Here is an 18,818-nt window from a genome sequence, read left to right as displayed (position 1 = left end):
TGCGCCTTGCACTCGCACATTTTTGAACAGCCTGTGTTTTGTCTGTATAAGCAGCGATTTTGAGAGATTGAGCTTACACTGAAGGCACCATTGAAACAAGAGGCCGCGAATCGGCCGTTTTCAACGCCCTACTTTGTGTCGATTTCGATCTCGACCCTGCCCGGCGCATACCCCTTGAGCTGTTCCAGCATGGCGACGACCACCGCCCGGAACGTGTTCTCCACATAGGGTTTCATGGCCATGCGCGCGCCGTTGGCCGTGACCGCCAGGGACGGTTTCAGGGACGCACAGTCCTCCGGGGACCTGTTCCCGGCCACGATCTCGGCGGCCAGGGAGGCGCAACTGTCGAACCCGCACTCCCCGCAGTTGAGGCCGGGCAGGAGAAAGGCGCGGGCCTTGAGATGCTCGGCCAGAGAATCCAGGTCGCCCATGCGCGGCACGCCCGGCGCATCGCAACCGAAGCTGGCCACGGCCAGGGAGGAATCGTCCTCGGCATACCCATCCAGCAGCACGCGGGGCATGCGAGGTTCGCCGCCGCCCTCGAAAAAGATGAAGTCCGCCTCCAGGTGCGGCACTAGATCATCCAGGGTCTTGCCCCCGGGCCAGGACACGCTCACGCCCACGGCGCTGATCTCGGCCCTGGACTCGAACGGGCCGCTTTCCGTATCCACTCCGCCGCCGCTGACCAGGGCACAGCGTAGCCCGTCCTGCCTGAGCCTCTCCGCCACCTGCGCGCACAGTCTCGCGCGCTGTTCCTTTTCGCCGCCAACAAGGGCCACCGCCTGCATCGCTTCTCCTTTCCGGTGCTGAAACAGGCCCGAAAAGGCCTGTCTTGTTTTTTGGTTCCATCTATGGAACATGAACGGATAGTAGCAATCATTCCACCAGGCCATCAACCGGAGATTGATTTGGAAATCGCATGCACCATCCTGGCCGGAGGGTTGGGTACCCGCATGGGCGGGGTTCGTAAAGCCTTTCTCGAGGTGGGCGGGGTCCGCATCATCGACCGCCTGCTGGAGGCCTGCCGCCCGCTCTTCCAGGAGATACTTGTCTCCTGCCGCAAACAGGAGGGATTCGACCTGCCGGGCGTGACCCTCGTACCGGACACCTACGACGCCCGCAGTTCGCTTACGGGCATCCAGGCCGGGCTGGCCGCCTGCCGTGCAAGCCACACCTTTGTCACGGCCTGCGACGCCCCGTTCCTGCAAACCGGGCTGGTGCAACGGCTGCTCCAACAGGCCGAGCCCGATGCGGACGTGGTCATCCCCCTGAAGGACGACGGCTACATGGAGCCGCTCTGCGCCATCTACTCCAAACGCTGCCTGCCGCACATAGAGGCCCAGCTCGCGGCAAACGACTACAAGGTCCTGAACATCTTCGACAAGGTGCGGCTCAAACAGGTGCCCGTGGACCTGCTCCGGCCGGGCGACCCGGAACTGCTCTCCTTTGAAAGCGTGAATACCCCGGAAGAACTGGAAGCGGCCCGGAAACGACTATAGGCCGAACCACTCCTTGAGCTGGCGGGCCACGCCCTCCCCGTCATCCAGCCCGAAACAGGGCACCCCGGCGTCCACGTCCGCGTCCGTGACCATGGCCAGGAGCTTCCTGGTCCAGGCTTCATCCGGGCCACACAGGGGCAGGGCATGGGCCTCGGGCCGGAAGACCTCGATCTTGGGCTGGTCCGAATTGTAGTAGCCCTCGGTGAGCACGATGTCCCGGTCCGCGAAAAAGGTCCCGGCCAGCTCGGGCAGGGTCATTTCGCGCTCCACGGTCTTGATCAGCGCAAGCTGGGTGGACGAGCTGATGCACACGGTCGCGGCTCCCGCCTGGCGGTGCCGCCAGGTATCCTTGCCCTCATGGTCCATGCTGAACCCGTGAATGTCATGCTTGACCGTGCCCGTGCGCACGCCCAGCCCGGCAAGGGCCGCGAGCAGCTTTTCCAGGAACGTGGTTTTCCCGGACTTCTTCTTCCCCACAATGCAGACGATGGGCGGTGCGGCCATGCTCCCTCCGTGGCCCCGAACCGTGCAGGACCGTACTCTGGTTGAATCGTTCGACCCGCGAGGCGCGCCCCGGACAGGCCATGCTCACCATGCCAGCCATTGCCGGAAATGTGAACGGGCGGGCGGCGCAAAGAGTCCCCTCTTTACAGGAGCGCACCGTGCTGCCACAATTCATCATTGTGCCCCGCCGAAAAAATGGTACTCTTTCCATAAGACATCGGCATGACCCACCGGGCAGAATCCATTCTGACGGGCAACGACACGAACAACGGCTTCCGGGCATACACCCGCCCCGGCCGCATCACCGGCTGCTGACGGAGGATTGCATGAGCGTTTCCCTGGACCGGGCCCTGGAAATCATACGCGAGAACGCCCGCCCGGGCGAAATCCACTCCCTGCCCCCGGCCATCACCGCCGGGCTGGTGGCCGCGCAAGGCGTGTATGCGGATTTCGACGTGCCCGAATTCCCCCGCTCGGCCCGCGACGGCTTCGCCATCAGGGCCGCGACCGCCGCAGAGGCCAGCTTCTTCAAGCCCGTGGCCCTGCCCATCTCCCAGACCATCTACGCGGACACCGCGACTCCCCCGGCCCTGAAGCCAGGCCATGCCGCCCGCATCCTCACGGGCGGGGCGATCCCCAAGGGGGCCGACTGCGTGGTGCAGGCCGAGGACGCCAAGGTCAAGGACGGCAAGGCGCTCATCGGCATCAACCCCAAACCGGGAGAGCATTTGCGCGCACCCGGGGCCGACCTTGCCGCAGACACGCTCATCGCCGGTGAAGGAGCCTGCCTGACCCCGGAGATGTGCGCCGCTGCCGTCCGCTCCCGCGTGCCCGAGGTACAGGTATACAAGCGGCCCGAATGCATGGTGCTGGCCCTGGGCAACGAACTGCGCGACCCCGAGGACGTGGTGCTCATGGACGACGGATTCCCGGCCGACAACCCGGTGCTGCTGCGCGACCTGTTGCGGGAGAACCAGGCCGGGGACACTCTCTACCACGTGCTGCCCGACGCCATGGCCGAGATCATGCACGAGATCGAACACAGCGAGGCGCGCCTGATCCTGACCACCGGCGGCACCGGCAACAGCGAAAAGGACCTGGCCCGCGCTGCCGCCAAGGAGGGGGGATTCACCATGCTCTTCGACGGGGTGGACATACTACCCGGCCGCAATACCTTCCTGGCAGAAAGGGACGGACGCCTCTTTTTCGGGCTGCCCGGCCCGCCCCCGGCCGTGCTGACCTGCTTCCGGACCCTGGTGCTGCCCGCCCTGCAGCTTCTGCGCGGCATGGAGGATTACGACGGCGCGGTTGCGGCCCAGCTCACCGAGGGATTCGGGGTCAAGCCCGGCCCGGTGCGGCTGGTGCACTGCGAGGTGGCGCTCAGGGGAACGCGCCTCACGGCCACCCCGCTCATGGGCAGGGATCTGCCCTCCATGCAGGCCATGATCGAGACCAACGGTTTCCTGGTCGTGGCCCCCGGCGCCCAGCTCAACAAGGGCGACGAAGTGGGCGTGCTGCTGCTCCGCCCCCTGCGCCTGACCTGATCAAAGGGCTGCCGCTTAAAACCATCATCGGCTAACAATCTGATTTGATAATATATTGATTAAATTCAGTGCCAAACCTTGCGGCAGTTGCAAAGCATTGGCATGATGGATGGAAGCCCTCGCCCGAGGCCGCAACGGACAACAGGAAAGGCTCCATTCCCATGACCATGAAAACGCACCGGCAACACGCGTCCGAAGCCGAAGCCCACGATTACCTGCTTTCCCTGTGCCGCCCCGACGGCGCGCCCCTGTGTCCCCGCTGCGGCTGCCGCAGGATCTACACGCTGTCGGGCAGCAGGATGCGCTGCGCCGAATGCAAGTACACCTTCCATGAATTCAGCGGCCGCTGGCTGGACAATGGAGCCCTGTCCTGCTCGCAGTGGCTGGAGCTGCTGCGATGCTTTGCGGAAGAACAATCCGTGGACAGCATCACCGAACGGCTCGGCCTGTCCTGCAACACGGTGTACAAGGCCCTCACGGTCGTGCGCTTCTCCATCCTGGCCCACGCACAGGACGCGGCCCAGCTGCTGGGACCCCAGACCGGGCTGGACTCCTTTCTCAATGGCTCCCGCCTGACGGGCGGCCCCACAAGGATGCGCATGGAAACCATCCCGGTCTACGGCATTCTGACCAAGGATGATTGGGCCTTCATCGATCTCGTCCCCGGCCTGCGGGCCGAGACCGTGTTCCACTTCCATCTCAATTTCCAGCTCAAGCTGGAGCGTCTGGGCAACCTCATCTATTCGGAACGCTACAGGCACTACGACGCCCTCATTCTCTGCGGCAACAACGCCCTGCCCTACGACTGCATCCGCCGCCACAGGACACCCGTGCACATCGACGTCATGGATTCTGGCTTCTGGGCCTTTGCCCGCCACCGCATCAAGCGCTTCCGGGGCATCTCCTGCCAGCGCTTCCCGCTTTACCTCAAGGAACTGGAATTCCGGTTCAACAACCGGGAACAGGATATATTCCCCCTCCTGACCCGGCGCATTTGCGGGCTGGTGCGGCCCTGTTGAAGGTATAGATTCCTTGAATCATCGCTGCGGCAAGGAGTTTTCTTGCTCCCGGCCGCCATTTTGGCGTAGGATGGGCGCAAGGGGAGAGAATAATGAAAAAAGTGCTGTTCGCGACGCTGATTCTGTCGGCGTTTTTGGCCGTTGTCGCCCAGGCCGGGGAACCGTTTCCTGATATTGTGCTGAGAGGAACGCTGCCGTCCTCCCAGAAGGACTACCTGGGAATCGACTCCGCGGAGCCCAAGTTCTCCGATGTGGCCGGAAAATTCGTTCTCGTGGAATTCATCAGCATGTATTGCCCGGTCTGCCAGCGCGAGGCGCCGACCGTGAACGAAATCTTCCACTATCTGGATGAACGGGGCTATTCCGGGCGCATCAAGATGCTGGGCATCGGCACGGGCAATTCGCAGTTCGAGGTGGATTACTTCCGGACCAAGTATTCGGTCGACCTCCCCCTGTTCACGGACCAGGACTTCAAGGCGCACAAGGCCGTGGGAAACGTGCAGACGCCGTGGTACGCCCTGGTGCGAAAATACGACAACGGCCGCCTGGAAACGGTGTTCACCCATGCCGGCGACATCGACAGCAAGGATGAGTTTCTCCAGGACGTCCTTGAAGCCGCGGGCTACCGGCAATAGCGGGCCGCCCTCCGGCTAGCAGTAACTGAATCCCTTGAGAATCCCGACCACGACGCTCTTGTTGAAGAACGACAGGTAATCCTTGCCGTTCCCGGCGAATTCGCCGATGGAACAGGCGCCCACCAATTTGGTCAGCCCGTCGTCCAGGGCCGCCAGCTCCTCGTCAAAGGATTCCTCCAGAAAAAGAACCCGGGAAATGCAGTCCATGATCAGGGTGATGCTCTCGCCGCTCACCGGTTTGAGGTCGTGGCGGGCATGCCAATGGGCCCGCTCCGCGGCGTGCAGCATGGAACGCCTGTTGCCGGTAAGCAGGTCCAGCTGCGTCCCGTCCTTGACCTCACCGGCCAGGAGCATGCTGCCGTCCTCGCGCATGGCCAGTGGATCGCGCACCAGGTGTTCGCTCCGAAGGGTTGGGATGCCGAAAGGATAGGCCCGGGCCATGTCAAAAAAGGATTCCATGCCGAACTTCATTCCGGAATGGGCCTCCACCAGTTTCCTGTAGACCTCGAAGGCGGGCTTGCCGTCCAACTCCCGAAGCCAGCACCCGGAAACATCCGTGACCGTGAACGGCCCTTCCAGCGGATGCCACCCGTGACGTGCGCTGACACCGCTTTCCATGGAGGAGGCCACCAGCACGGCGCTGTCCTGAAGCAGGCCCTTGTTGGTTATGATGCACGGCTTGCCCCGGAAGTTCAGGGAGCCGGCCCCGCCGCCGATACAGTTGGCATCGAGCCCGAACACCGAGGCCAGGGCCTCGCTGAACCGATCCGCCCCGCCGGACAGGGCGTCGCAAAAAGATATCAGCGTTCGCGGCGGATCAAAACTCTTGGCCCAGCGGATCAATGAGAGAAAGACCTCATTGTCCTTTGCGTCCAGATCTTCCTTGATCATGTACTCGCAGCGGCACGGGATCCCGACCATGACAGTGCCCCGCTCCAGCTTGCGCCTGCCGTGCAGCACCGCGGGGAACAGCCCGCCGAACACGGGTTTGGCGCACTGTTGCAGCACCGGGGAAAGGTCATCCGGTTCAAAGGCGTTACCGTCGCAGGAAAGAACCAGGACTCCATTGACGTCCTCCCGGGACTGCAGTTCGCCGAGCATTTCCTCGAATGCCTGCAGGCTTCCGCCTTCATCGATTCTTACGTACATGGGCTCTCCTTGCCGGTTGCGGGCCTCCCCGGCCCGTTACCGTTCCACGGGCAACTCGACCACGAACCGGCTACCCCGGCCGGGTTCCGAAAAAACGCTTATGGCGCCGTTGTAATGGGTGACGATGCGCTTGGATATGGTCAGTCCGAGGCCCGTCCCCTTGAGCGTGTCGCGCAGGGTGTCGCCGCTTCCCACCTGATGGAAGGTATCGAAGATATGCCGCTGCTCCTCTTCCGGGATTCCCACGCCCGGGTCCTCCACCTCGATGCGCATGATGAGATCCCTGGCCGTGACCCGCGCGAAAACGATGCCCTGGTCCGTGAACTTGACCGCGTTGTCCAGCAAATGCGTCAAGACCTGCTCCAGGCGGCCTCGGTCCATGTACAGCTTGGGCAGGCTGTCGGCCACGTCGATCTCCACGCTCACCTCGGGCTTGGCCGAGAGCCGCCCGCCGATGTTGAACAAGGCCCGCTCCAGGCAGACCGCCACGTCCACGAACATGTCGTCCCACTCCACCCGTCCCGACTCGATGCGGGAGAGATCCAGGAAATCGTCCATGAGCTTGCTCAAACGTTCCCCTTCGCTGGCGATGATCTCCAGGTTGTTGACGATGCGCTCCGCCTTGCGGGCCAGCCGGTCGTCGCCCCGGGTCAACGGCCCGAAATGCCTGCTGAAGTCGCGCTTCATGATCTTGGCGAATCCCAGCACCGAGGTCAGCGGGGTGCGCAGGTCGTGGGCCACGGTGGTCACCAGGGCCGAACGGATCTCGTCCAGGCGCATGAGCCGCTCGTTGGCCGCCTCCAGTTCCTCGGCCTTGGCGCGCAGGTCGCCGGTCCGCTCGGCAACAATGCTTTCCAGCTCCCGGTTCAGCTCGGCCAGCTCATCCTGGGCCTGTTTCCTTTCGGTCACGTTGAGCAGGGAAATGAGAATGCCCGGCCGCCCTTCGTAATCGATGGTCTTGGAATAAATCTCCAGCCAGCGGACCTCGCCGTCCTTGGTGAGAATGCGATAGACATAGTTGTTGACCACGTCGGCTTCGCCGCGCTGCTTTTTCTGGGCCTGCTCATAGACAAAGGCCCGGTCGTCCGGGTGAATGGTTTCGAAAACCTCCTTGGACGTCCATTGCAGAAGTTCCTCCCGATCATGGCCGTAGACCTCGCTCATGGACTGGTTGACGAACCGGAACCGGTTGTCCTGCAGAACGGCCACGCCCACCATGGTGTTTTCCACAAAGGAGCGGAACTTGCCCTCGCTCTCCCGCAGGCTCCGGGAGGTGAGCAGGCTGGTGAGTCCGTCGGAAAGGCGGCGGCCGATCTCCCGGAACAGCTGCAGCTCCTCCTCGGTCCAGATCCTGGGGCTGGAGCACTGGTGCATGCCGAAGACCCAGGGCTTGTCGTTGCGGGGATAAATGGCCGAGGCCAGCTGCGACCGGAGGGAAAAGGGCTCCACCAGCGATCGGGGCAGGGGCGCGCTCCCGTGCGGCCCGAAGGCCACCGGACTGTCGGACTCCAGACAGCGCCGGAACACCTCGGCATGGTCCTCGGCCATGGGGATGCTGACGCCGGATTCCCCGGCTCCGGGATATGCCTCGGCGGTCCGTTCCATGGGCACGCGCCACTCGGCGGCATCCGGGTCGCAGGGATAGAGCAGAAAACAGCGGTCCGAACCGAAGATCGAACGCGTGGTTTCCAGAACCTCGGCCATCATGGATTCCAGGTCCCGGGAAGTCCGGATGGCCTGGTCCACGCGCTTCAGGTTCTCCATAAGCCGCATCTGGCCCAGTTGCTCCACCTCGGCCCGCTTGCGCTTGGTGACGTCGAAGATGGCCCCGTCGATCCACTTGAACATGCCCCGCGCATCCAGCACGCCGCGGCCGCGTTCCTGCAGCCATCGGATGCGGCCGTCCTTGCGGATGATCCGGTACTCCAGGGAATAGTCCTCGCCCTTGACGGCCTGGCCCCAGTAAGGTTCCTCGGCCATGCCCTGATCCTCGGGATGAATGACCGAGGCCAGGGGGCGGGACCGGGTCTGCATGAATTCCCCCGAGGTGCGGCCGGTGATCTGTTCCACGGCCTCACTGAGCAGCAGGGTCCGCCAGCCCTTGTCCGCAGCCACGCACCGGAAGACGATGCCGGGGATGTTGGCCGTGAGAGAGGAAAAACGGTCCTCGCTTTCGGAAAGCGCCTGCTCGGCCTTGCGCCGTTCCCGGAGCATGAACCGGGAAAGCAGCGTCGCCACCAACCCGGTGATGAGCAAAGCGCCGACCTCGACGGTCCACATCCAGCCGGGGCGGGCCCCGCCGAGCAGGAGCAGCGTGACGCCCAGGACCAGGATGACCAGCCAGCTTGCGGCCATGACGGCCATGAGGATTCCGTAACCGGACAAGGGAATGAAACGGCGCATATTCTCCCGGGAGATAAGACATGACGGCAAACAACACCACTGCCAACAACGGAGAATCGTAGCAAAAAAAGGCGCGCATGTCCCTTATAACACAAGTTGATATCCTCCGCTCGGGGAGAGTCCCGCCGGGCCGGGTTTCGCGCAGTATATAATGGCGCTTCCCATTCTTCCCCGGTAGGAATGGCAGCATCGGCCATCCCGAAACGCTCAAACGAGAAGGGGAGCAAAGAGGGGAACGCCATGACAACCGAACAACAGGAAACACCGGTTCAGGCCCCGCTGTTCATTGTCCGCCAACCGATATTCGACAGGTCGGCCAATGTCTGGGCCCACGAACTGCTGTACCGCGGGGAGGCTGCGGACCTTTCGCCGAACGCCGCCACCCCGGCCCTGCTGCGCCAGGTCGTGAACGACGGGGGCAGCGCCTACGAAAATCCGCTGAAAAAGACATGGACCATGGTGTCCATGAGCTGCGACGCCCTCCGGGAATGTAGCGAGGGCCTCGGCTTCAATGGAACCCATGCCGTGGCCCTGACCACCCCGGCCTCCGACGGAGAAGCACCGGCCCGGGCCGTCGGCAGCATCAAGGGACACGGCTCCCAGGTCGTCCTGGACAACGCCGTGCCCCGGGACATGTTTGCATCCCTGCGCACCCACGCGGACACCATCCGGCTTTCCCTGAACGGCCTGACCCCGCGCGAGGTCATCCTCTTCCGACAGAAAATGAAGGACTTTCCGGGCACGCTGCTGGCCGCCGACATCGGGACCTGGGAGGACTACCAGGGCACCAGGGCCCTGGGCTTCGACTATTTCCAGGGGCCGTTCTTCACCAGGCCCCTCATCGTGGGGGACCAAAAGCTGGGCGCCTCGGGCATGGCCAAGCTCCAGCTGCTCCGGGAACTCAACGCCCCGGAAATCGACATGGGGCGGCTGGCCGACGTCATCGCCACGGACGTTTCCCTGAGCTACCGGCTTCTCCGGTACATCAACTCGGCCGCCTTCGGCCTGCCCAATCAGATCAAGTCCATCCAGCAGGCCGTTTCCCTGCTGGGGCTCCACGAAATCCGCCGCTGGTCCATGGTCATCCTCATGAACGACCTGGACGCCACGCCCAAGGGCGAGGAACTGGCGTACATGGCCCTGCAGCGGGCCCGTTTCCTGGAGCAGATGGCCGCGACCATGCCCGTGCTGACCCGCCCGGGGGACGAACTCTTCCTGCTGGGGCTGTTCTCGCGGCTGGACGCCCTGCTCTCCCACGACATGAAGATGGTGCTGGAGGACATCCCCCTGGACGCGGCCGTCAAGCAGGCCCTTTGCGGCCAGCGGGACAGCGAAATGGGCGACATGCTGGACATCCTCGACGCAGTGGAAACGGCGGACTGGTCCACTGCCAACGGTCTGCTGGCCAAGTACAAGGCCTGTTTCACCACGGCGGCCACGCAATATCTCAAGGCATCCTCCTGGGCCTCAAAGCAGGTTGCGAACATAGGCTGACGGCTTCCCACCAAGAAAAAAAGCCGACGCATCCAGGGACGCGTCGGCTTTTTCATGCCTGATTGTCGGGCGAGTCAGTGACTGCCGTCGCCGAACTCCGCCAGCCGGGTAATGCCCACCATGTCGAACACGGTCCGGAAATTCTCCGACAGCCCCGTGATGAGCACCCTGCCGCCCTTTTCTCGAAAATCGCCGAGCAGGTCGGTGAGGGTGGTGATGCCCGCCCCGTTGATGGAGGCGTTCTCGTCAAAACGCAGCTCGATGCAGCCATGCCCGAGCGCCGCGGCGCGGGAAAAGGAAGACTGGAGAAAGGTCCCTGTCAGGCCGGTGACATTGCCCCGGAGATGCAGGACGGCCTTGTCCTTTTCCTCCTCCAGGGACACCTGGGTCTGCTCGGTGCGCGAAAGGGCCAGCCGCTCCTCGGCGCGCTGCAGGGCCTGGGACAGGGCCTGGCGCTGCACGGGCTTGTTGATAAAGTCCGTGGCGTCCAGGTTCAGGGCCTGGATGGCCAGCTCCATGTCGCCGTGGCCGGTGATGACGATGACCTCGGCATGGGGATTGATCTCCTTGATGTTCCTGAGCACCTCGATGCCGTCCATGACCGGCATCTTGATGTCCGTGAACACGATGTCCGGGCGCTCGTCTCGAAAGACGTCCACCCCGGCCCGGCCGTCCTCGGCAGTGAGCACGGAAAAACCCATGGCCTCCAGCAGCAGGGTGAACATCTTCAGGGTGGGTTGTTCGTCGTCTATGACCAGTATCTTCTTCATGCGCGCCTCCCCTTATGCGGCCGGGAACACGAGCCGGAACACAGTGCCCGCGCCCGGTTCGCTCTCGATCTGAACCTCTCCGCCGTAATCCTTCACGATTCCATAGGAGATGGCAAGCCCGAGCCCCATGCCCTGGCCGGCCTCCTTGGTGGTGAAGAACGGCTCGAAAACCTTGCCGCGCACCTCCTCGGTCATGCCCGGCCCGGTATCCCCCACCTCCAGGCGGACCGAACCGCCCGAGGCCTGGGTCCGGATGAAAATGACGCGTTCGCCGGCCTTGTCCCCGGGGTCGCTGCCGTCGTTGATGGCGTCGCGGGCATTGGTCACCAGATTGAAGACCACCTGTTGCAGCCGGTTGCCGTGGGCCTTGATCGCCGGCAGCCCCTCCGGAAGGTCCAGCCGGAAACGGATGTTGTCCAGCTCGAACTGGCGGCGCAGCAGGGAGAGCACGGCCCGAACCGGGCCGTTGATGTCCACCTTTTCCGTGACCAGATCGGCCTGGCGGCCAAAGGAACGCAGGGTGTTGATAATGCCCGAGGCGCGATCCACCTGGGCACTGATCTCGGCCACGACCTCGAGGCGCTGGCGGGCCGGGATGTCCTGGCCGGTCTCCTCCACCATCATGAGGTATTCGCTGCCCATCTTGATGGCGTTCAGCGGCTGGTTGAGTTCGTGGGCGATGCCCGCCGACATCTCGCCCAGGGATTTCATCTTACCGGCCTGGATGAGCTGGGCGTCCTTCTCGATCATCTCGGTGATGTCCGTGACGGCCACGATGATGGCGTGCCGCCCCCGGTACGAGATGGGGCAGGCGTGCATGTTCACGAAAAAGGGAGCCTGCCCGCGCTTGTAATGGATGGCCTTGGGGAAATAGATGCAGCCGCCACCGTCGTCGAAATGGTCCAGGCATTCCTGGTAATTCTCCGGCGCGAGCGAGGTATAGGACATGAGCCTGAGCTCGTCGCGCGAATAGCCGTAGAGCTCCTCGACCCGGGGGTTGGCGTCCATGACCCTGCCGCTTTCGCAATCCACCACGAAAATGGGATCCGGCCCGGAATCGAACAGGGAGCGGTATTTTTCCTCGGACTCGCGCAGCCGGTGGCGGTACAGCCGGATGGACCAGACCATGTTGCGGAAGGAATCCGCGAGCTGGGTGACCTCGTCGCCCTCCCGCTTGCTGTAGAACACGCACCGCCTGCAGTTGCGGTATTCCTCGGGCATGCGGTCGGGCCGTTCCGTATGGGAAAGGTCGAAATGCCAGCAGGGAAGGTCGCTGTTGGGATAGGCCGGGCAGTCGGAGAAATCCCAGCCGTCGTCGGGCGCGCTGGCCTCGATGGGGATGTCGAAATTGCCCCGGCTGATCTCGTCGGCAATGGCCGTGAGGTCGCGGATGGGCTTGGTGATGTTGCGGGAAAGCCTGTTGGAAAGGAAAAAGGCGATGACCACCACCCCGGAGATGAATCCCAGGAAGGCCACGCGCAGCTTGGAAACCAGGCTGTCGATATGGCTCTTGTTCAGCCCCACGTGCACGGTGCCGATGCGGTACAGGCCCTCGTTGATGCCCGCGGCGATGTCATAGACCGCCTCGCCGTCCAGGTCGACCAGTTGGATGCTCTGGCGGAGATCCTGGGGCAGTTCGTGGGCCAGCACGGCCGGGGGCAGCCTGCGGGTCATGGTATGGGCCAGCACCTTTCCGTGCTGGTCCTCGATGACGATGTAGGAAACCAGCTTCTTACGCTCGTGCAGCCTGCGCTCGTCGAAAATGAGACTCAAAAGCCGGGGGATGTCGTTGTCCAGGATGCAGCTGCCGCCCCGCTCGGCCACGGAGTGGGCAATGGCCGCGCCGCGCTGCTCCAGTTCGTTGGTCAGGGAGGAAACCAGGATCCAGCGGGCGATAAAGGCGATGGTGGCCGAGATCAGCAGGATGCCCACCAGCATGGACAGCATCAGCTTGTTCTTGAGCGAAGCCCGCTCGAAACGCCGCACCATGCGCTGGAACAGACTCACGAGCCGCCCCCCTGCCCGCCGGCCGAAGGCGCGAGGGTCTTCCAATCCTTCAGAGGCTCGATCCTCCCCTCCCGCAAACGCGTGAAGTAGACGCGATCCAGGCCCTGATGGTCCTGGGGGCCAAAGGAAATATGCAGGTCCGGCCCCAGCGGGTAGTCCGCGATGGACTCGATGGCCCGGATAAAGCCCTCCCGCGTCAGGTCCCGGCCCGCGCGCCTGAGACCCTCCACCAGGATGCGGGCGTTCAGGTAGCCCTCCAGGCCTACGAAACTGGGGACCTCGCCCGGATAGTAGCGGCCCAGCAGCCGCACGTAGTCCAGGGCGCTTTCGTTGGTGATCTCGGCCACAGGCGGGGGCACCACCTGGGACATGACCACCGGGGCCCGGGGAAGATCGCGCAGCCTGCGGGCCAGCTCCTCGGCCCCCACAAAGGAGACGTTGTAGTAAACGGGGGTGAAGTCCTCGTCAGTGGCCCGACGGATAAATCGGGCGCAGGCGTCATAGGTGCCGACCATGACCACGGCCTGGGCCTTCGAGGCCTTGATCCTGGCCAGGCCTTCCTCCACGTCCTGCGTGCCCCGGATATAGGAGCCGCGCGCCACCGGTTCCAGGCCGAACCGCTTGAGGCCCAGTTCCGTGCCGATGAGCCCGTCGAACCCGTAGGCGTCGAACTGGTAGAACACGGCGATCCGGCTGAAGCCCAGGTCCTGCACCAGATGGCGCACTGCGGCCTCGGTCTCCTGGTAATAGGAGGCGCGAATGTTGATGATGTACTTGTTGAAGGGCTCGCGCAGGGCATTGGCGCCGGTGAACACGCCCAGCAGCGGGACGCCCGCCTCCTCCAGCATGGGCATGATCTTCACGGTGGTTGGAGTGCCCACGTAGCTGAACAGGGCGAACACGTTGTTGCCGATGATGAAATTCTGGGTGTTGGCCAGGCACCGGGGCGGGTCGTAGGAATCGTCCACGGCATCCACCTCGATGGTGCGCCCGTGCACGCCTCCGGCCTCGTTCACGGACCGGATGCAGCTCATAGCTCCGCGCAGGGTCTGGGTGCCCAGGTACCCCGCATGGCCGGTGAGCGCCAGCGACGAGCCCACGCGCACCACGGTGTCGCTCACGCCCGGGACAGCCCCGCCATCCGTATCCACGGGAGCGGACGCATCGCAGGCGGCCACGAGCAGCACCAGCACGAAGAGCATGAGTCGGCGCACAAAATCCTCCGGTCGTTGAGAGAACATGTCCAGGCACTCTACTGACCCGGAGGAAAAAATACAAGAATCCCCGATTTCCCCAAGGGTTTGCATCAGCCCCTCGCCCCGCCCCACAGCCGGAGCCCGTCAATCACTTTCCTCTTGACCGCCCCGATGGAGTTCAGATAAAAGAATCGTCCTCGCCAGAGTAGCTCAGTTGGTAGAGCAACTGATTCGTAATCAGTAGGTCGTCAGTTCAACTCTGATCTCTGGCTCCAGGAAAATCAAGGGTTTAGCAGCCTGCTAGACCCTTTTCTTATGCCAATTTGACAGATTGCTCCAATTTTGCTCCAGTGGAATCAAGAAAAGGAGCAACCATGGCGACCATCCGAAAACGAGGCCAGAAATGGGAAGTCCGCATCCGCAAGAAAGGCCAGCCAACGCAAAGCAAATCCTTCAAGTACAAAGCTGACGCCGACGCGTGGGTCCAGGAAATCGAAACAGAGATGAACAAGGGCCAGTTCGTCTCCCGCAAGGAAGCCGAAAGCACAACCTTGAAAGAAGCCCTCGACCGTTTCATCGAGGAGTACATCCCCCGCCTCAAGATGGCCGCCAATGAAACGCGAAGAGCCAAGGCCATACAGAAACGCGAGATAGCTAGCAAACTCATGGCGGCGATCCGCACAAAGGACATCGCGGACTTCATCAAGGAAAGAGAAGGCGACGGCGTCAAGCCGAATACAATCCGCCTTGATCTGGCGATCCTTTCGAGGCTCTTCGAAGTCGCTGCAACCGACTGGGGAATGGAGAGCTTGGTAAACCCCGTAAAGCGCGCGAGGAAGCCAAAGCTGCCAGGGGGGCGGACACGACGCCTGCAACCAGCGCCGTCCAAGGACGGAAAGAGTGAAGAGGAACGCCTCCTCGCCGCATGCGGCAATAACTTCAAACCGGTGTTCCAATTCGCCATCGAGACAGCCATGCGTCGCTCGGAGATCGCCAATCTCGAATGGAGCTGTGTCGATTTGAAACGAAGGACCGCATACCTTCGAGACACGAAGAACAAATCAGAAAGAACAGTACCACTTTCTCCTGCGGCCATTGAGATATTGAAAAGTTTCCCGCGGCAGATTTCGGGTTCAGTATTTGGCATGAGCGAAAATGCGATCACCATTGCAATGCGCCGAGCGACAAAGGCGGCTGGAATCCAGGGACTGACGTTTCACGACCTCAGACACGAAGCCACGTCGAGACTGTTTGAGAATACGGACCTGGACTTGCTGGAAATCGCGGAAATCACCGGGCATAAGAATTTGCAGATGCTGAAACGGTATACGCATTTGAGGGCGGAGAGGTTGGCGGAGAGATTGGCAGGAAAAAGTAGAGAGAAGAGCTAGAGCAAGCACAGAAGTGGGTTTAAGAAACTGGATCATGGCTTAATGTGGACGTAAAAAGCCCAAAGGAGGCTTTTGATGTCTAAGAAGAGAAGAAGTATTTTCCGCTGAGTTCAAAACCCGCGTAGTCCTCGGGCTTGGCCCACGAAACAGCGTAGCCCGTTAAACTGTCCACCTTAAAAACGCTGCTCTGTGGTCTAACAAAGTGGACCCACTTCTAAAGACCGGCTGGCTATTCTCAAATAATAATTATGATTTTATACGAAATCTTAAAATAATAACAGTTAGCTGTCTTATGGCTGCCGCAGGATATCAATGACCCCTGCTCGTTCGCACCCTTTGAGAAATGCATTTTTTAAGAAATTGGCATTCGCAAAAGGATCGATCTCTGTTTCTTCTTGTACGACACTCAACGAACTTTGCGGGGGTAGCCCATGGTCACGCAAAATACGAATCTGCTCAATCCAAGCCTTGGCATCTCCATCACAGAATTTAGCCTTGTATCGATCTTCAATGCCATACACGTCTTTCCAAGTTTCGATTTCTTCATGAATGGCGAGAGGTCCGAATGTCAGTCGTATCTCTTCGGGTGTAATATGGTCGATATCTGAGTTTTCCAGATCAACAGTCAATTCAATGCAATGTCCGGGATTTGCATAAGGATAGAAAACTTTTCGTCTATGTATTTCACCGGCAGGGTCTTTGGGAGTATAGGCAGGATCTTTGCTGGTTTTATAACTGCTGTTACAGTTATGACATGCCGGAACAAGGTTATGAAAGTTGATAGAGTTAAAAGGGTAAAGAGCCTTGGGAAGGTAATGGTCGTAGGCTTCTCGTGTTGAGTGGTAGATGCCCTTTATGTCAGCGATGCCGCAAAAAGGACATTTACCGACCCTGTTAACACCCATGAATGCTTTGTAATGATCGTCGATGTCGCCGATCTTCTGACGAAGTGCAGCAACATTACGAAATCGTTGTGAATAGAGTTCTTTGAAGAATGAAGCCAGTTGCGCACTCAAGTCCGGAAGTATGGCGTCAATATCGGCATAGCGAGCAATATCAACAGCTGGATCATTTGCACAAACTCTTTCAATGTTATTATTAGCCCGATACCAAAGGGTGAGCTGATTTATCTGTGCAGGATCCAATGCAGCGAATAAACCATAAATCCGTTCAACGTGGCCGCTAAAGAACTCCGCCCCGTAGGAATCTGAGTAATGGAAAGCTACCATCACTTCTTTGAGTTCGGCGTTGGCGTCAAACAGTTCGAGACTAAAAGCACCGCTGTTAGGTGCTTCGCACCAAACTTCAAAAAAAATGAAGTTAATGAACTCCTGCATTTTATCCATCTGGTGAGAAACATACGTATATGGGAAAAGCATCAGCCCTTCTCCTCCATACTGTCGAGGATGGTCTTGATAAGCAGTACTTTTTCCACCGAGTCGCCGAGCTGGCGATTGATCTCGGCAATGATCTGCTCTTTGTCCTCGCCCTGTTCAAAACGGTTGCGGAGGCCATCAAGCATAGACTGAGCATAGACGCCTATGGTCTCTCGTTTGCCGAAGGTGGACATGGTGATCTTGTTGATGGACGCGCCCATGGTATTGTAGTCGGGATGGGTAACAGAAACCACGCCATCGCTCTTGTTGAACACCAGTACTTTGTCCACTGTCCGAGATCAGGAATGGCGTATGAGTTGTAATTAGCATCTCATGGTTGTTTTGTTCACCCTTAAAGCATTCATGTAGCCTGGATATAAAGTTTGCGCGCCAGTCGGGGTTGAAATGAGTCTCTGGCTCGTCGAGCAAGAATAGGCTCTGCGTGCCCTTGAATAGCAGACAGAGGCCCAAGGAATGCAACAACTGGTGCTCGCCATCGGACAGGTCTTTGAGCATGACAGGCTCGGCCAAGTCCGTCTTGCTGAATTTGACGAACTTGAAGCGCATGATACGCTCATCCGAGGCCAGCGTTGGCACCGTCTCGCCCATATAGTGGCTGCTGGATTGATAAAGGTCGGCCTTAAGGGAACTGCTGACAGAGTAGAGATTGAGTGTCAGCAATACCCGGAAAGCCTGAAAAAGCTCAAGCGGATCGTTGCTGAAATTATTACGAAATGCTCTCTGTGTTTCTTCATTTACGGAATAATCGAGATAGAGGGTATCGGTGTCTTCGTCTTTATACCAGCAAGTAGCACAAAGCTTCAAACGGGTAACTATTGGATTAAAGTTATCTGCGGACGAGTCATCAGAATCTATCAGTTGCAACCAATTAATTTGGTTAAATCCATGCTTTTCCTCGACGAATATTGCCGGGTGTGTAGCATACTGATCCTTATCTCCAACACCGTAAGGAGCTCTGGCGGTATACTCATTGATCTTATCTTCGCCCACATCAACAAATCCCCGAAGAATAATACGAAACTCTTTGAGTTGTTCTATCTTCACATCCTCCCTAAATGGAGCCAGTGAGTTTTCGTCCTGAAACAACAGGTTGCAAAGCATGATGGCCTGACTGAACTCGCTATCAAGGTAGGCCATTCGGGACTCGGGGTAGCCGGGATAGCCGCTTTGGTCTCTCAGTCCCTGCCAATATTCATCGAACTGGATAAAGCGCATCTTAAAAAATGGCAGGCTGAGAATTTCGTTTTCTCCGGAAGAATAGCCTAGGACATATTCCGGCAAGAATTCTCGAATTTCTTGCCCATCAACCAGTTCTTTTTGTTCACTGGTTTCGAGATTGGTTTGTGTGACGACAGGGTGTTTCTCGAGCTTTTTGGATATATGTATTTCAAATGGACGGATGCGATCACGAAATTCTGTTGATCCGGCGAACGTTCTGCCAGCCTGAGCTACTCCAGCGGTGGCTGGGGGATAGAATTTCTTGTCGATTCGATTAAATCTGTATGTCAGTTCAAAAGCATCTGGCTTTGAAACCGCCCCCAGGAACCCCTTTGGGTTTGTCTCTTCGTTATACACAAAGCTATCTGGCTTATTTGTCAGATAGATGCACTCCATATGGTAGAATATTGCCGCCAGCAGTTCCAGAAGGTTTGATTTGCCGCTGCCATTGCGCCCCGCACAGACAAACGGAGCGAATCCTTGTTCTTCCTCTAAATTCCATCCGCTACGAAAGTGGTATTCAAATCCCGGCTGAAGACTGCGAAATCCTTTGGGGTCAGTGAGCTTGATGTGAATTAGCTTCATGGCATTC

At 59.9% G+C, this 18,818-nt stretch carries 16 protein-coding genes and 1 tRNA gene; 7 read left to right on the top strand and 10 right to left on the bottom strand.

The genetic code is table 11. The features are described 5' to 3' along the window. Positions 1-128 precede the first annotated feature (128 nt). Complete coding sequence (locus FGL65_RS06265; RefSeq protein WP_187170562.1) at positions 129-788, bottom strand: (Fe-S)-binding protein; 660 nt, start codon at positions 786-788, stop codon at positions 129-131. 120 nt (positions 789-908) lie between these two features. On the opposite strand from FGL65_RS06265, the gene mobA reads away from it, so the two are divergent. Beyond that, positions 909-1,499: a molybdenum cofactor guanylyltransferase gene (mobA, locus tag FGL65_RS06260; protein ID WP_250645588.1), complete on the top strand. Its 591-nt coding sequence runs from the start codon at positions 909-911 to the stop codon at positions 1,497-1,499. On the opposite strand, the gene mobB is transcribed toward mobA, so the two are convergent. Further along, entirely contained in the window at positions 1,494-2,003 is a 510-nt protein-coding gene (mobB, locus tag FGL65_RS06255; protein ID WP_147820190.1) for a molybdopterin-guanine dinucleotide biosynthesis protein B, read from the bottom strand. The genes mobA and mobB overlap by 6 nt on opposite strands. 326 nt (positions 2,004-2,329) lie before the next feature. Here mobB and FGL65_RS06250 point away from each other — a divergent pair, with 326 nt between their 5' ends. The 3 genes from FGL65_RS06250 (at position 2,330) to FGL65_RS06240 (ending at position 5,201) form a co-directional block, all read left to right on the top strand. Then, on the top strand, positions 2,330-3,547 hold the full coding sequence (locus FGL65_RS06250; RefSeq protein ID WP_187170561.1) for a molybdopterin molybdotransferase MoeA: 1,218 nt from the start codon (positions 2,330-2,332) through the stop codon (positions 3,545-3,547). 161 nt (positions 3,548-3,708) lie between these two features. Beyond that, a complete protein-coding gene (locus tag FGL65_RS06245; protein ID WP_147820188.1) occupies positions 3,709-4,566 on the top strand; it encodes a transposase in 858 nt (285 codons plus the stop codon). A 92-nt stretch (positions 4,567-4,658) separates the two neighbouring features. Then, a complete protein-coding gene (locus FGL65_RS06240) occupies positions 4,659-5,201 on the top strand; it encodes a peroxiredoxin family protein (protein WP_147820187.1) in 543 nt (180 codons plus the stop codon). Positions 5,202-5,216: 15 nt separating this feature from the next. Here the strand turns inward: FGL65_RS06240 and FGL65_RS06235 are convergent, their stop codons facing one another. Together FGL65_RS06235 and FGL65_RS06230 are read right to left on the bottom strand one after the other, a co-directional pair. After that, the gene (locus FGL65_RS06235) at positions 5,217-6,350 is read right to left on the bottom strand and encodes an FIST signal transduction protein (protein ID WP_147820186.1); all 1,134 of its coding nucleotides are present in this window, start codon (positions 6,348-6,350) and stop codon (positions 5,217-5,219) included. Positions 6,351-6,386: 36 nt separating this feature from the next. Continuing rightward, positions 6,387-8,753 carry a PAS domain-containing protein gene (locus tag FGL65_RS06230; RefSeq protein ID WP_147820185.1) on the bottom strand — a complete coding sequence of 789 codons (2,367 nt, stop codon included), beginning with the start codon at positions 8,751-8,753 and terminating at the stop codon, positions 6,387-6,389. 240 nt (positions 8,754-8,993) lie between these two features. Here FGL65_RS06230 and FGL65_RS06225 point away from each other — a divergent pair, with 240 nt between their 5' ends. Beyond that, positions 8,994-10,247, top strand: a complete 1,254-nt coding sequence (locus FGL65_RS06225) for an EAL and HDOD domain-containing protein (RefSeq protein WP_187170560.1) — start codon at positions 8,994-8,996, stop codon at positions 10,245-10,247. Between the two features lie 74 nt (positions 10,248-10,321). Here FGL65_RS06225 and FGL65_RS06220 read toward each other — a convergent pair whose 3' ends face one another. Genes FGL65_RS06220 through FGL65_RS06210 form a run of 3 tightly spaced genes read right to left on the bottom strand, consistent with a single transcriptional unit; the run spans position 10,322 to position 14,265 of the window. Further along, positions 10,322-11,017 (bottom strand): response regulator, encoded by a 696-nt coding sequence (locus FGL65_RS06220; RefSeq protein WP_147820183.1) that lies wholly within the window; start codon positions 11,015-11,017, stop codon positions 10,322-10,324. A gap of 12 nt (positions 11,018-11,029) precedes the next feature. Continuing rightward, complete coding sequence (locus tag FGL65_RS06215) at positions 11,030-13,006, bottom strand: ATP-binding protein (protein WP_147822686.1); 1,977 nt, start codon at positions 13,004-13,006, stop codon at positions 11,030-11,032. A gap of 14 nt (positions 13,007-13,020) precedes the next feature. Further along, positions 13,021-14,265, bottom strand: a complete 1,245-nt coding sequence (locus FGL65_RS06210) for an ABC transporter substrate-binding protein (RefSeq protein ID WP_147820182.1) — start codon at positions 14,263-14,265, stop codon at positions 13,021-13,023. A 154-nt stretch (positions 14,266-14,419) separates the two neighbouring features. Between FGL65_RS06210 and FGL65_RS06205 the strand changes: the two genes are divergently transcribed. Together FGL65_RS06205 and FGL65_RS06200 are read left to right on the top strand one after the other, a co-directional pair. Further along, a tRNA-Thr gene (locus tag FGL65_RS06205) sits at positions 14,420-14,495 on the top strand. A gap of 99 nt (positions 14,496-14,594) precedes the next feature. Continuing rightward, entirely contained in the window at positions 14,595-15,611 is a 1,017-nt protein-coding gene (locus FGL65_RS06200) for a tyrosine-type recombinase/integrase (RefSeq protein ID WP_147820181.1), read from the top strand. A 290-nt stretch (positions 15,612-15,901) separates the two neighbouring features. Here FGL65_RS06200 and FGL65_RS06195 read toward each other — a convergent pair whose 3' ends face one another. The 3 genes from FGL65_RS06195 to FGL65_RS06190 are packed head-to-tail and all read right to left on the bottom strand — an operon-like array spanning position 15,902 to position 18,811. Next, positions 15,902-16,990 (bottom strand): HNH endonuclease, encoded by a 1,089-nt coding sequence (locus FGL65_RS06195; protein ID WP_147820180.1) that lies wholly within the window; start codon positions 16,988-16,990, stop codon positions 15,902-15,904. Next, positions 16,990-17,133: a hypothetical protein gene (locus FGL65_RS18390; RefSeq protein WP_222705799.1), complete on the bottom strand. Its 144-nt coding sequence runs from the start codon at positions 17,131-17,133 to the stop codon at positions 16,990-16,992. Before FGL65_RS18390 ends, FGL65_RS06195 begins: the two co-directional genes overlap by 1 nt. After that, positions 17,126-18,811 carry a restriction system-associated AAA family ATPase gene (locus tag FGL65_RS06190; protein ID WP_222705798.1) on the bottom strand — a complete coding sequence of 562 codons (1,686 nt, stop codon included), beginning with the start codon at positions 18,809-18,811 and terminating at the stop codon, positions 17,126-17,128. Before FGL65_RS06190 ends, FGL65_RS18390 begins: the two co-directional genes overlap by 8 nt. Positions 18,812-18,818: the final 7 nt, after the last annotated feature.

Source organism: Salidesulfovibrio onnuriiensis (genome assembly GCF_008001235.1).
Lineage (GTDB): Bacteria > Desulfobacterota > Desulfovibrionia > Desulfovibrionales > Desulfovibrionaceae > Pseudodesulfovibrio > Pseudodesulfovibrio onnuriiensis.
Note: the sequence above shows the minus strand (reverse complement) of the source record. Positions and strands in the feature narration are given on the sequence as shown.

Coding starts and splice junctions, on each gene's coding strand:
- FGL65_RS06265 (WP_187170562.1), bottom strand. CDS start 788: ATGCAGGCGGTGGCCCTTGTTGGCGGCGAAAAGGAACAGCGCGCGAGA.
- mobB (WP_147820190.1), bottom strand. CDS start 2,003: ATGGCCGCACCGCCCATCGTCTGCATTGTGGGGAAGAAGAAGTCCGGG.
- FGL65_RS06250 (WP_187170561.1), top strand. CDS start 2,330: ATGAGCGTTTCCCTGGACCGGGCCCTGGAAATCATACGCGAGAACGCC.
- FGL65_RS06245 (WP_147820188.1), top strand. CDS start 3,709: ATGACCATGAAAACGCACCGGCAACACGCGTCCGAAGCCGAAGCCCAC.
- FGL65_RS06240 (WP_147820187.1), top strand. CDS start 4,659: ATGAAAAAAGTGCTGTTCGCGACGCTGATTCTGTCGGCGTTTTTGGCC.
- FGL65_RS06235 (WP_147820186.1), bottom strand. CDS start 6,350: ATGTACGTAAGAATCGATGAAGGCGGAAGCCTGCAGGCATTCGAGGAA.
- FGL65_RS06230 (WP_147820185.1), bottom strand. CDS start 8,753: ATGCGCCGTTTCATTCCCTTGTCCGGTTACGGAATCCTCATGGCCGTC.
- FGL65_RS06225 (WP_187170560.1), top strand. CDS start 8,994: ATGACAACCGAACAACAGGAAACACCGGTTCAGGCCCCGCTGTTCATT.
- FGL65_RS06220 (WP_147820183.1), bottom strand. CDS start 11,017: ATGAAGAAGATACTGGTCATAGACGACGAACAACCCACCCTGAAGATG.
- FGL65_RS06215 (WP_147822686.1), bottom strand. CDS start 13,006: ATGGTGCGGCGTTTCGAGCGGGCTTCGCTCAAGAACAAGCTGATGCTG.
- FGL65_RS06210 (WP_147820182.1), bottom strand. CDS start 14,265: ATGTTCTCTCAACGACCGGAGGATTTTGTGCGCCGACTCATGCTCTTC.
- FGL65_RS06200 (WP_147820181.1), top strand. CDS start 14,595: ATGGCGACCATCCGAAAACGAGGCCAGAAATGGGAAGTCCGCATCCGC.
- FGL65_RS06195 (WP_147820180.1), bottom strand. CDS start 16,990: ATGCTTTTCCCATATACGTATGTTTCTCACCAGATGGATAAAATGCAG.
- FGL65_RS18390 (WP_222705799.1), bottom strand. CDS start 17,133: ATGCTTGATGGCCTCCGCAACCGTTTTGAACAGGGCGAGGACAAAGAG.
- FGL65_RS06190 (WP_222705798.1), bottom strand. CDS start 18,811: ATGAAGCTAATTCACATCAAGCTCACTGACCCCAAAGGATTTCGCAGT.